This window comes from Flavobacterium fontis, from assembly GCF_900129405.1.
GTDB classification, from domain to species: domain Bacteria; phylum Bacteroidota; class Bacteroidia; order Flavobacteriales; family Flavobacteriaceae; genus Flavobacterium; species Flavobacterium fontis.
Genome location: NZ_FQVQ01000002.1, coordinates 296,261 through 309,554, shown reverse-complemented (window position 1 = coordinate 309,554; position 13,294 = coordinate 296,261). Strand labels below are relative to the sequence as shown.

Below are 13,294 nucleotides of genomic sequence, written 5' to 3'. Positions count from 1 at the left end.
CCTGAGCCGGTGATTGTTACCGATACCAATTCGAATGTGATTTGTGTGGACTTTATCACGGATCAGGTGGTGCGCCCCTTGACCTTGGAGGTGGATAATGACGTACCGGGAAGTTATACCTATGCTTGGTATTTGAGTACCGATTTAGTCAATGCGATTGCCACAGGGCCAAGTTATACGGTTGATACCGCCGATCCCAATGGAGCTACACGCACCTATGTGGTGGTGATGACCAGCACGAGTGATTTGCTTTGTAGCCAAGCTTCGGCGAGTTTTGATGTGATTCAGTCGGGGCAAGCGGTAGTGCCTGCGGGGCAGATTGGCTACACGGTTTCTAATGCGTTCTCTGACTTACAAACGATAACGGTAACTGTGGATGGCTACGGCACCTACCAATACAGTTTGGATGACGGACCGCGTCAGGATTCTCCGGTATTTACCGATGTTCCGATGGGTGAGCATACCATCACCGTATGGGATACCGAGGGGGGGCTGGCCAACAGTTGTGACCCGCTGATTTTAAGTGGGGTGTCTATTATTGACTATCCGCATTATTTCACGCCCAACGGCGATGGCATCAACGAAACGTGGAATATTGTAGGATTAAGTAATCAAATAAACGCAAAAATTTATATATTTGACCGCCAAGGTAAACTCTTAAAGCAAATCAGTCCCACGGCAGCAGGATGGGATGGTACCTACAACGGTGCCTTGATGCCTGCCACCGACTACTGGTTCTTGGTGGAGTACTTTGAGGGGAATACTGCGAAAGAATTTAAAGCCCATTTCTCATTAAAACGATAATACAATGAAATTGAGACAATTGTTCCTTGTAATAGGACTATTAATTGCAAAATCTACTAGTGCTCAGGAAATTTTACCGGTGTATTCCGATTACCTCTCTGACAATTACTTTTTGTTGCACCCATCTATGGCGGGGGCTGCAAACTGTGCTAAATTACGTATGACAGGTCGCCAACAATGGTTTGGACAGGAAGATGCTCCTGCACTTCAAACTTTAAGTTTCAACGGAAGTTTGTCTGATCGTGACGGTATGGGGATTATTTTAATCAATGATCGTAACGGGTACCATTCACAAAAAGGGTTTCGTGTAGCTTATGCGCACCATATTATGTTTTCGAGAGATAATGTGGATTTGAATCAGTTGTCTTTCGGTATCAATGCCGGTTTTGCGCAAAGTTTGTTGGATGAGACCTCATTTTTGGAAAACAATCCCACGTATGACCCTATAATTGATGGAACTATTGTACAAAAAGCTTCTTATTTCAATGTAGATATTGGAGCTTCTTACAATTTCTTGGATTTTTACGCTCATTTAACCGTTAAGAATGCAGTAGCCAGTAACCGAAGATTGTATACTGACCGTGAGCCTACCAACTTACGTCGATTAATCTTCAATATGGGATACACCTTTGGCGATTCAGAGACGATTCAGTGGGAGCCTTCATTTATGTTGCAACACGTATTTCAAACCAAAGAAACTACGTTAGATTTAAACATCAAAGCCTACAAGAATTTGGAATTTGGTAAACTATGGGGAGGACTTTCTTACCGTAGAAGTTTGGATGGTGCTGAATACATTGAAGGAATCAATTCTAGTTTAGTGGTAAATGATCAGCAGTTGCAATATATTACTCCGATTGTAGGCGTTAATTATAAAAACTTTATGTTGTCCTATACCTACTCGCATTTATTGGGCAACATTCGCTTTGACAACGGTGGTTTTCACCAAATAACTTTAGGTGTTAATTTGTTCTGTAAACCTGAAAAATACCACTGTAACTGTCCAGCAGTTAACTAATTATTTTACCCTAAACATCCCGATTCGTCGGGATTCTTTTTTTATGAAAATTATAAAAGCGGTTCGTGGGAAATACCCCGTCATTCCAGAGGATTGTTATATTGCAGAAAATGCAACAATCGTTGGAGAAGTCACTTTAGGAGCTTCATGCAGCGTATGGTTTAATGCCGTAATACGTGGCGATGTGCATTCGATTAACATCGGAAATAAAGTAAATATTCAAGATGGTGCGGTTATTCATGCTACCTATGAAAAACACAAAATGACCATAGGAAATAACGTTTCGATTGGACATAACGCGATTGTACACGGTTGCACAATTGAAGATAATGTGCTGATAGGAATGGGTGCCATTGTCATGGATGGATGCGTAGTAAAGTCCAATTCGATTATTGCTGCCGGGTCGGTTCTCACTCAGAATACCATAGTCGAATCGGGTACAATTTATGCAGGAGTCCCCGCCAAAAAGGTCAAAGAACTCAACGCCTCTGAGTTTGCAGGTGAGATTGAACGCATATCCAATAATTACGTGATGTATTCGGGATGGTTTAACAACGCAGAAGAGCTTTAGTTGGGCAGCAGTAATCGTGCATTTTCAAGTACCCGAGGGTTGATGAGTACGATACTGAATACGCCCAATACAATCAAAAACTTTAATATAAGATGTAAAATTAAATAGTCTTGTTTTCGTTGGGACAGCGGTAAACGTAAAGCAAAAGCAATAAGCGCCAATGCAGCACCATAAAAGTAAAAGTCCATAAACCCCACGTCATAGACATCAATTAAAAAAAATAACGGAATTACGGTTGATACTACGAGTCCCATAACAACTTGATGGGCAATTTTCTCCCCATATTTTACGGGTATCGTTTGATATCCATTGGCTAAGTCCCCTTGGATGTTTTCCAAATCTTTAATTATCTCTCGGATTAAAATGAGTATTCCTAGAAATGAGGCATGGGCGACTATTTCGGGATAGAAATTTTTATAATAGAGTAAAATGGCAAAAAAGGGTAGAATGGCCAATATAGCCGCCGTTAAATTTCCAATGATTGCCAACCGCTTGAGTTTGTGCGAATACAACCAGATAAGAAAAATATACCCCGAAAAGAAGAGTACCGCTCGAAACGAGACAAAAAAAGCAATGAGCGCCACAAAAAAGTTTAAGCTAAAATATACATTCAGCTTTGTTTTTTGACTCACCAAGCGGTCTAGCTTTGATTTTTGTGGTCGGTTGATTAAATCTTTATTGCTGTCGTAAAAATTATTAATGATATAACCCGAAGCAATCGTTAGCGCAGAGGCCAAAATAATAACAAACAAATTGGCATCCAACAGCACATGCAAGGCACGTTTTTCGGGGGCAAAAATGAAAATGGCTGAAAGGTATTGTGCTAAAACAACAACAGGTATATTGTATCCGCGAACTACAGAAAACATACTGATGATTTTCATCATCGTAAGTTTAGTTTGTCGACGGACCATATTTCTTAAAATTGATACACTACTTCAATTTTGTAATCTTTGAGGGACTGTTGTGCTTTTTCTAAATCTTGTGTAAAGCCCAAAATATAGCCGCCACCGCCCGAACCGCAAAGTTTTAAATAGTAATCATCTGTTTCTAAACCTTTGCGCCAAACACCATGAAATTCTTCTGGAATCATGGGTTTGAAATGGTCTAGAACGACATTAGAAAGTTTCTTCGTATTGGTAAACAACGATTTGAAATCGCCGCCTAAAAAGTTTTCTACACAAGCATCCGTGTATTTCACGAACTGATTTTTTAGCATTTTACGAAAACCTTGGTCTTTTAAGCTTTCCATAAAAATATTGACCATTGGAGCCGTTTCACCTACAATTCCAGAATCTAAAAGGAAAACAGCACCTTTGCCTTCTGTGCTTTGTGAAGGAATACCTGTCGCTTCAATATGATCTTTGGAATTGATTAAAATAGGGATGCTTAAATAGCTGTTCAAAGGGTCTAATCCCGAACTCTTCCCGTGGAAAAAAGATTCCATTTGTGAAAAGATTGTCTTGAGTTGCAACAACTTTTCCCGGGTAAGATTTTCTAGAACTGTAATTTTTTCTTTGGCGTATTTGTCGTAAATCGCAGCTACTAATGCTCCGCTACTGCCTACTCCGTAGCCTTGTGGGATACTGGAATCAAAATACATTCCAGCCGCAATATCAGCTTGTAAGGCTTCGATTTGAAAATGTACTAATTCAGGTTGCTCTAGTTGCAATTGCTTTAAATAGTCTGCAAATTTTTGAAGACTCGCATTTGATTGCTGGGCCTCTTGTGAAGGGTTGTCCTCAATCTTTAAGGCACCATTGTAAAAATTGTAGGGAATCGATAAACCTTTGGAGTCTTTGATGATTCCATATTCACCGAACAATAAAATTTTAGAATAGAATAAGGGTCCTTTCATAGCTTTACAATTCAGTTACGGAGTTAAATTTTGCGCACCGTTTCCAATAGCGTCACAAATATACTGTTCCTTTTGACAATAGCCAACTAATTCGTTCTTAATAAATTGTAAAACAGTAGCTTTATCGTTTTCGGGATATAAAACATGCACATTAGCGCCTGCATCCAATGTGAAACACACCGGAATTGAGGTGCCTTGGCGAAACCTCCAAATGCGATTAATGATTTCCAAGGTATTGGGCTTCATTAAAATAAAGTAAGGCGTTGACGTCATCATCATAGCGTGTAACGTTAAGGCTTCACTTTCGGTAATACGAATGAAGGCCTCCATATCTCCCGTTTTTAGGGCTTCGACAAGAAGACTCAAATTTTGTGGCGCTTGCGCAAATCGTTCAGCGGCAAAGGGATGTCCGTGCATTAAATCGTGACCGACGGTGCTGGATACCTGCTTTTCACCCTTGTCTACAAGCAATATAGTGTCTTGGTAATTTTGAAAAATAGGATGAACGGGATCTTCAAACGCAACCCCATACGCAGGTGTACTTCCTTTGATTTGTTCATGTTCGCCCCAAACGACTATCGACCCTTTTAAACTTCGACACGCACTTCCCGAACCGAGTCGCGCCAAAAAAGAGGCTTTTTCCCAAAAATAATTGTCTTCCATTTCAGGCTGAAGTAGCCGTTCCAAACTCATAATATTGACGGCCAACGCAGCCATACCCGAAGCGGATGAAGCAATACCCGAGCTATGTGGAAACGTGTTTTGGGTGTCTATTGTAAAATGAAAATCGGTGATATAATTGCAATAGGGGAGAATTCGTTCAAAAAACTGCTGTATCTTAGGATGAAACGACGGTTTGGGTTCTCCTTCAAACTTGAATTCAAAAGTGATAGCCCCCTTTGTTGCTTTGGGGTCAAAATCCAATTGGGTTATCGTTTTACACTGATTCAAGGTGAAACTTAGGGAAGGGTTGGCGGGGATTTGATTTTCTTTTTTCCCCCAGTATTTCACTAAAGCGATGTTGCTGGGTGCCGACCATCGAAAAGAACCGCTACCTAATTCGAGAGTACTTCCTTTAAACGTAAAATCAGTGGTAGTGTGCATGCGCTATTTTTTCACAAAGATAAAAAGAAATTCAGGGGTACATTCGGCTTTAGTATCTTTGTAACAAAAAAGAATATGCAACGATTTTTACGCATCAGTGTCGCCGTGATGACTTGTTTGGTAGTGGGTTACCTTTCGGGAATGGCCACAAAACAAGGAATTACCGACTGGTATCCCACGTTAAACAAGCCTTTCTTTAATCCTCCCAATTGGGTTTTTGCTCCTGTATGGACTCTTTTATACCTTGGAATGGGTGTTGCAGCTGGTTTAGTTTGGTCACAAATGGAGAAAAATGAGGCTCTAGTCAAACGAGCTCTTTTCTTTTTTACGGTACAATTAGCATTAAATGCCCTTTGGTCGTTTTTGTTTTTTTCGTTGTGGAATCCCCTTGTGGCTTTGCTCGAAATCATCCTATTGGAGTTGATGATTTATGAAACGTATATTCAATTTAAAAAGATAAACCGCTGGGCTGGATTTTTACTTATTCCTTATCTAGCTTGGGTTGGATTTGCGACGCTACTCAACGGAGCAATTTGGTGGTTAAATAGATAAAAAAAGCCGTTCTCATCGAACGGCTTTTTATCAGTCAAAATAAGTTGATTATTTTTTTATCAGTTTTTGGGTAAAATGTTGCCCATTTACCGATTCAATTTCTACAAAATAAACGCCTTGCGGTAAGGAAGCAATATCCATATTGTATTCTATAGCATTGATGTGTTGGGATGACAACATTGTTTTGCCCAATACATCATAGATTCGAATAGCCTCCAGAGCAGTTCCATTGGCGTTTGCTTCAAAAGTTAGCGTATTCGAAGCGGGATTTGGATACATCACAAAGGCCACCCATTCCTGTTCGTTTACCCCTAACGGAGCGGTAAATTTAGTCGTCCAAGTATTGGTAACAATAGCGGGATTGGAGTCAAAGTAAATCGAAGCGGTGTTCGGTACTATGGTTCCCACTTGGAAGCCTGGATGCAACTTGATGCGGAAGGTTACATAACCTTGGCTTTGTTGCGGACTCACAATTTCGGGAACAAGTTGGATATTCGTAAATAACCATTCCACATGCGTGCCCTCGCGAGTCATCACATAATTGTGACTTGAGCTAACCATTCGAATACTTTCAGCATCTAATAGAGCATCTAAATCGTCTTCTATGCGAACATCAATCGCATTGGCGGTTCCCATATTTTGGAAACGAATAGTGTAAAACAAATAGTCGTCAGCAGTAAAGGCACTGAACGGAATTTTATCCCCATGCGATTCCATTTTGTCATTAGGGTCCCAAGAATTTACCACAATTTGCGATAAGCTGGCCGTATTGTTTGCCGCATTGATATCATTTCCAGAAACTACGGTCGCTGTCGCTGTTAGTATGTCATTCATGTTGACTGTGGGGGTTGTAGGGACACTCAACGTAACCATAAAGGCTAGGGTTTGGTTGGGTGCAAGATTGGTGTATGCATACGTAAAACCATTGGCGTTGGCCGTTGTTCCCGCAGGGGAAACATTGGTTACCGTTACAGCTGACGGTTTGTTGTAGGTCAACGTTCCGCTCGCTGGTGCAATGCCTAAATTTCTTATTATCACGCGCTGCATGTAGGAAAGTCCGGGTCGAGGAGGTGCGCCTATAGGCGAAATACTAACTTCTACATCGCTAAAAGGTTGCGTATTTGTGATGGGGAAATAAAAGACTTGAGTACCTCCGTTGGCGGGTATGTTTACATCATTTACAGTAAAGCCGTTCCCCGAGAAATAAGGCAACGCTTCGGGTAAAATTTGATAGCTCACATCATATGTGTTTGTTGGATTCGCGTCATAAATGGAATACATTCCTGTGGGCGCATACACCAGCATATCTGTTCCTGAATTGTTTTGCTGAACCACAAAGTTTCCACTTGGGAAGTTTGGTTCGCCCTGGTCTTGCACGCCATTTGAATTGGTATCGACAAAAGCAACAACCACAATTTTTGGAAGGTCAGGAGCACAACTTACATTGGCTACCCATCCAGCCGCATTCACCGAGGCGTCACTTACAAAACGGAAGGTCAAACACCCATCAGGACTACTGGAGGTGAAAGGGCCCGGGATTGCTGTTCCCCAATATCCTCCTGCGACACCACCGGGTACATTAGCGGCTCCATTGGTGCTAGGTATCATAGGGGCTGCTGTTGAGTTTCCATTGAAAACATACAAAGCATCCCAATTGGCTTCTGTATTAAAAGCGGTGAAGGTAACGGTAACTAGATCTCCGGCATTGGTTGGGCAGATGGTATAGGTTTCATTCGAATTATTGGGGTAATTTCCGTTTGCTCCGCCGTTGTCAGTAAATGAACCACCACAAGCAGGAGGGGCAACAAGAGTAGTGCTGTTTGGTGTAAAGTCACAAATACTTACATCATTGGCACTACATACGGTACGAACGTAAATGCGGTAACAGGTGTTGGGACTAAGGCCTGTGGCAACAAATGCAGGTGTGGAAACCAAAATGCCGCCTGTAGTTGAAGTCGTTGGCGCGGGAGCTGTACAAGGTAAAACAAACACTTCCCATTGGGTATCAGAGGCCAAAGCAGGGGTCCAACTAACGCTCATAGATGTTTGTGTTACATTGGAAACAATTGTATTGGTGGGTTTCAAACAAGTGGGCGCGGGACCGCAAGTTACATTCGCTACCCAACCTGGCGCCGTGACTGAGGCATCACTCACAAAACGGAAGGTAAGACAACCATCAGGCGAGGATGAAGTAAATGAAGGAAGGCCTGTTCCCGTTAATGTTCCCCAATATCCACCCGCAAGGCCTCCGGGCACATTTCCTGCTCCATTGGTGCTTGGAATTTGTGGCGCGTTTACTGAACTTCCATTGTACACATACATGGCATCATAGGTTGCTTCCAGTGCGAAGGTTGTAAAAGTGACAGTTACGATTTCTCCGGGATTTGTGGGGCAAATCGTTGTAGTCGTATTGGTGGAGTTGGCATAATTTGCGTTAGGTCCGCCAGCGTCTGTAAAGACTCCTCCACATGAAGCGGGCGCTTGAAGCGTTGTGATAGAAGCTGTAGAGACTGTCCAAGCACTACTATCGCTTGGGCTACAAACGGCACGAACAAATAGATTGTAACATGTACTCGGAGTAAGTCCTGTCAAGGTAAACGGGTTACTTGTTACCAGCGTTGCAGGAAAATTAGGTGTTGGCGCGGTGATTCCACAAGGAACAGCAACCACTTCCCATTGGGTGGCACTTTGAGCGGTATTGGCCCAATTTACGACAACACTAGTAGTGGTCATGTTTGAACCCACCACTGCGGTTGGAGCACTACAGCTAGAAGGAGCAGCGCAAGTTACATTGGCTACCCAGCCTGCTTGATTGACCACATTATCACTTACAAATCGGAAGGTCAAACAACCATCGCTTGCACTAGATGTAAATGGACCGGGAATTGTTGTTCCCCAAAAGGCTCCGGGCAATCCACCGGGGATGCTGTTTCCATTATTTCCACTTGAAATTTGTGGCGCCGAAGTACTGTTTCCATTGAAAACATATAAACCGTCCCAACCCGTTTCTATACTAAAACTGGTAAAGGCAACGGTAACTACTTGTCCGGGCGTTGTGGGACAAATCACATAGGTATTGTTGGAATTGTTGGCGTAATTGGCATTCGCTCCCCCGTTGTCAACAAATAACTCACCACAGTTGGGTGAAACTACTGGCGATTGGGAGGTTTGAAAGTACGTTCCTGCAGACCAAGCCGAGGTGCTATTGCTGCACAATGAACGGATGAAAAAGTTGTATTGGGTGTTGGGGGTTAACCCTGAAGCCAAAAAGGGACTTAAAGAAATTACGGTTCCTGTAGTATTGGCTGTTGGTAATCCCGCTGTTTGAGGTAAAACAACCACTTCCCATTGTAAGGCACTCCCTTGTGCTGTCCAAGCAAAAGCGGCTCCTGTTGACGTTATGGTTGACACGCTAAAATTGGTAGGCAATGCACAGGGTTGTGTCGCATTGATAACCAATGTCATTGGAATAGACCAGTCGCTCATAGCACCCAAACAAATTGTTCGAATAAAAGCATTGTATGTTCCGGGTTGTAACGTTGTCATGTACGTGGGTGAAGTCACCAGAACGCCTTGGGAACTCGGGTTGGGAGCCGAACCTGCGGGAAGAATTAATACCTCCCAAGGCCCCGCGTTGTTGTTGGGGTCTGTCCAAGATAAGGTGACTTGTCCAGCTACACTGGTGTTGGGCGTAATTTGTGTGGGGGGTAAACAATTGGGTTGCATACATTCCACCAATCCAACCCATCCTGAAGCCGTACCGGTCGCATCGGAAACTAATTGCATACTTAATGTTCCCGATGGATCACTGGCAATAAATGTAAATTGCTCATTGGTGACATCCGAAATTTCTCCTAGAATAGGATAATTTGGCGAGGGGCCATCGTAAATAGTAAGCACATCTCCAGGCGCAATGGTGATGGAGGAAAGCGACAAGATTACGGTTTGCCCAAGTGAGGTAGGGGCAATAATCGTAATATTGTTTTCATTCGATCCATAGTCGCCATTGGGGCCACCAGAATCATAAAAAGTCTCGCCGCAGGTGTAGGTATTTTGTGCGATTAATGCAATTGGGGCTACCAGTAAGGCGAAGAACGCCCATAGTAGTTGTTTTTTCATATTTGGTTAGGTTTTAACTAATCAAATATACATTGATTTTTAAATAATTAACTATTGTAAATGATTAAATTAACGGATTAAAAGAGAATTTTTAAAATTAAACCCTAAAAAAATAAAAATAATTGAAAGAAAAAATAGTTGCTCTACAAGTGATTTAGCTGTATTTATAGGCGTTCGTTCCTAATTTTTAACCAACTTTTCATAGAAAATAAGTCCGTCGCGGGTATTAATTTCGACAACATAAATTCCTGTTTGTAGTTCCTCTATTTCAATCGATGGTGCTGTAGGGTCTAACGAATTTATTTCTTTAATTCGTTTGCCTGAAAAATCATACACCCGAACTTTTTGAATTGATTGGTCCTGCAACGGTTTTAGGTAAACTATAGTTTGCGCGGGATTGGGATACAATAAAAAAGCGGAAGCATTAAACGATTCAATAGTCAACGGAGCCACAAATTGGGTAACCCAAGTATTGGTAAATACCGCTGGATTGGTATCAAAATAAATTTCAGCTGTATTTAAAATTTGTGTTCCCGCTTGAAATCCGGGGTACAATTTTGCTTTAAATTGTAAACTTCCCTGACTTAAGGGTTCGCTCACGGTTTTTGGGGGTAAATGAATTTGATCCAACTTCCAAACCAATTGATTTCCTGTGCGTTCCAAAACATAAGGATGCGTTGCATTGACCATTTGAATGCTCTCTGGAATGATTCCGCTTTCTAACGTGTCTTCAACACGAATGTTAATCGCATTTGACGTGCCTTCATTTTGAAAGCGCAATGTGTAATACAAATCATCTGTATCATTGAAGGTGTTGAGAGGAATCTGTGGGCCATGTTGTTCTGTTTTTACATTGGGATCCCATGCTCCCACCACCTGTTCAGTAAGTGAAAAATCGTTGTTGGAAAGGTTGTTGTCGTTTGTGGCAACTGTGCTTGCGGATGCCGTCAAAATAGCATTGATGGTTAACGCGGGGGATGTCGGTAGGTTGAGGACAACTTCTATCACAATGTTTTGAAACGGCGCAAGGGCATACGGATACGTAAATCCACTGGCTGTAGTCGTTGCGCCTTGGGGTGATACCGTAAACGAGGTAACTGGGCTCGGTTTGGTATACGTTAAAATTCCCGTAGTTGCTTGGGTGCTGTTGTTTTTTAAAACTATCCGATGGCGGTGCTGAAAACCTGGAACGGGAGATTTATAGGGGTAAATGGTAACTTCAACATCACTAAAAGGTTGCAAAGCCGTCACGGGAAAATAGACAAATTGGGTAGTGGTATTGATTGTAGTATCATTTACAGCAAAACCATTTCCTGCAAAATAAGCTGCTGCATCCGCATTGATTTGATAGCTGATATCATAGGTATTATTTGCGTTGGAATCTACCAATCTATAAAAACCGCTAGATGTACTTACTAGGGTTTGGATTCCCGAATTGTTTTGTTGAATAATAAATTGACCACGGTTAAAATACGGCTCGCCTACGTCTTGAATTCCATTGGCATTCCTATCCAAAAATGCAATGGCAACGAGCTTCGGTTGTATTGGATTGCAGGTTGCCTGAGCTTCCCAACCGTTGAAAGTAACCGAGTCATCAGTGATAAATTGAAACGTCAAACAACCATCGGGACTGGTTGAGGTAAATGGACCCGGGATCGTGGATCCCCAATACCCCCCAGCCGGAACATAATTATGAAAACCTGGCCCATTATTGCTAGAGAGCATAGGGGCTTGCGTTGAATTTCCATTAAACACAAACAAGGCATCAAAGTTGACTTCTGTGTTAAATGAAGTAAAGGTCACGGTAACACTTTCGCTCGAGGTATCGGGACAAATGGTTGTAATTTCATTGGTATTATTACTGTAGCCGCTGCCAAAATTCCCGGGATAATCCGTGAATATAGCGCCACAACTAAGGTCTGGGTAATGACTTGTAAAAGTTGTGCCAATGGCCCAAAGAGAATACCCCCCGGGCGGAAATGGACATAGACTTCGAACATACGGTGTGTAACAAGTATTTGGATTTAAGTTTGTAAAGGTATAGGAGTTGGTATTGACAAGAATTCCATTTGTGCCGGCTGAAGGAGGAGCACTGGCGCACGGTACATAAAGTACCTCCCATTGGGTAATACCACTTGGTGGTGTCCATGTTACGGTTACTGAAGTGTCTGTTATTTGAGTAGCCGTTATAGCCGTATTGAGTTCGTAACAATTTGGATCAGGAATGCAATCTACTTGGGCATTCCACCCACTATTTTCCGACGAACCGTTACTTCGAAAGCGAAATGTTAAACAGCCACTACCATTTACAGCCAGAAAGGGTCCGGGTAATGTCGTTCCCCAATATCCCCCTGCCAAACCACCCGGAACATTGCCCGCTCCGTTTGTACTTGCGATTAGAGGCGAATTAATATCAGGACCGTTGTAAACATACAAGGCATCCCCTTGTGGCATGACATCAAACGAACTAAATACTACACTTGCAAATTCCCCGGGAAAAGCGGGGCAAATGGTCCAAATACGGTCTTCATTAGGAGGATAATTGTTGTTCAATCCGCCCGCATCTGTAAATGTGGAGCCACAACTTGGAGGATTGGCAGGATTGAGTACGTTTAATCCCGTACTCCACGGACTCAACTCACCGTTGGGACAATGGCTACGTACGAAAAATCGGTAGAAGGTGCCTGGGGTTAAATTGTTTAAGGTATATTGTGGGGTGGATACGAGCGTTCCAGTACTATTTGCGGGCGGTATCCCTGTGTTGGAATTGATAAAAAAGACTTCCCATTGTGTTACAACCGTATTGCTGTCACTCCAAGAAAAAGTTACCGAATTTGAACTTTGATTGAGTAGCGTCAACTGTGTCGGCGCGGCACAAACCACCATGACCGACTTGGCTTTTACAGTCAAAAAAGAGAGGAAAAAGAAACAAAATGAAACGTAACAGACCCTTTTTTTCATGGCTAATAGGTTTATAGTTAGGTTTAAATTTAAAAATATAATTCCAATACTCGCACGTAAAACTAGAAAAGAGTGTGTTTTGCCGAGAATTGAAGTTAATTTTGAGCTTTCAGCTTTCAGCTTTTAGCCCTCAGCTTTCAGCAATTAGCAATTAGCTTTTTGATTCCCAAAGTAAGTCTTTACTCTTGCTTCTTTGCTCTTTTTTCTTGACGAAGGTTAGTCGTAAGTCATTTTAGCAGTCAGCAATCAGCCATTAGCCATTAGCTTCTATTCTTTCTAAAGCCAGTCTTTGCTCTTGCCTCTTTGC

General features: G+C 42.3%; 9 protein-coding genes. 4 read left to right on the top strand and 5 right to left on the bottom strand.

The window, feature by feature from the left end:
- The 3 genes from BUC17_RS03505 to BUC17_RS03495 all read left to right on the top strand — a co-directional run.
- On the top strand, window positions 1-804 hold an 804-nt coding region (locus tag BUC17_RS03505), incomplete at its 5' end, for a T9SS type B sorting domain-containing protein (RefSeq protein ID WP_143161701.1).
- A 4-nt stretch (window positions 805-808) separates the two neighbouring features.
- Window positions 809-1,822: a PorP/SprF family type IX secretion system membrane protein gene (locus BUC17_RS03500; RefSeq protein WP_073361648.1), complete on the top strand. Its 1,014-nt coding sequence runs from the start codon at window positions 809-811 to the stop codon at window positions 1,820-1,822.
- 43 nt (window positions 1,823-1,865) lie between these two features.
- Entirely contained in the window at window positions 1,866-2,393 is a 528-nt protein-coding gene (locus tag BUC17_RS03495; protein ID WP_073361646.1) for a gamma carbonic anhydrase family protein, read from the top strand.
- Here BUC17_RS03495 and BUC17_RS03490 read toward each other — a convergent pair.
- Genes BUC17_RS03490 through BUC17_RS03480 form a run of 3 tightly spaced genes read right to left on the bottom strand, consistent with a single transcriptional unit; the run spans window position 2,390 to window position 5,355 of the window.
- The gene (locus tag BUC17_RS03490) at window positions 2,390-3,307 is read right to left on the bottom strand and encodes a geranylgeranylglycerol-phosphate geranylgeranyltransferase (RefSeq protein WP_073361644.1); all 918 of its coding nucleotides are present in this window, start codon (window positions 3,305-3,307) and stop codon (window positions 2,390-2,392) included. The genes BUC17_RS03495 and BUC17_RS03490 overlap by 4 nt on opposite strands.
- 5 nt (window positions 3,308-3,312) lie before the next feature.
- Window positions 3,313-4,251: a mevalonate kinase family protein gene (locus BUC17_RS03485; protein ID WP_073361642.1), complete on the bottom strand. Its 939-nt coding sequence runs from the start codon at window positions 4,249-4,251 to the stop codon at window positions 3,313-3,315.
- A 15-nt stretch (window positions 4,252-4,266) separates the two neighbouring features.
- Complete coding sequence (locus tag BUC17_RS03480; RefSeq protein ID WP_073361639.1) at window positions 4,267-5,355, bottom strand: diphosphomevalonate decarboxylase; 1,089 nt, start codon at window positions 5,353-5,355, stop codon at window positions 4,267-4,269.
- 75 nt (window positions 5,356-5,430) lie between these two features.
- On the opposite strand from BUC17_RS03480, the gene BUC17_RS03475 reads away from it, so the two are divergent.
- Window positions 5,431-5,907 (top strand): TspO/MBR family protein, encoded by a 477-nt coding sequence (locus tag BUC17_RS03475; RefSeq protein ID WP_073361637.1) that lies wholly within the window; start codon window positions 5,431-5,433, stop codon window positions 5,905-5,907.
- A 48-nt stretch (window positions 5,908-5,955) separates the two neighbouring features.
- Here BUC17_RS03475 and BUC17_RS03470 read toward each other — a convergent pair whose 3' ends face one another.
- Window positions 5,956-10,026 (bottom strand): DUF7619 domain-containing protein, encoded by a 4,071-nt coding sequence (locus BUC17_RS03470; protein ID WP_073361635.1) that lies wholly within the window; start codon window positions 10,024-10,026, stop codon window positions 5,956-5,958.
- Window positions 10,027-10,206: 180 nt separating this feature from the next.
- A complete protein-coding gene (locus BUC17_RS03465; RefSeq protein ID WP_083544720.1) occupies window positions 10,207-12,987 on the bottom strand; it encodes a DUF7619 domain-containing protein in 2,781 nt (926 codons plus the stop codon).
- Between the last annotated feature and the right edge of the window lie 307 nt (window positions 12,988-13,294).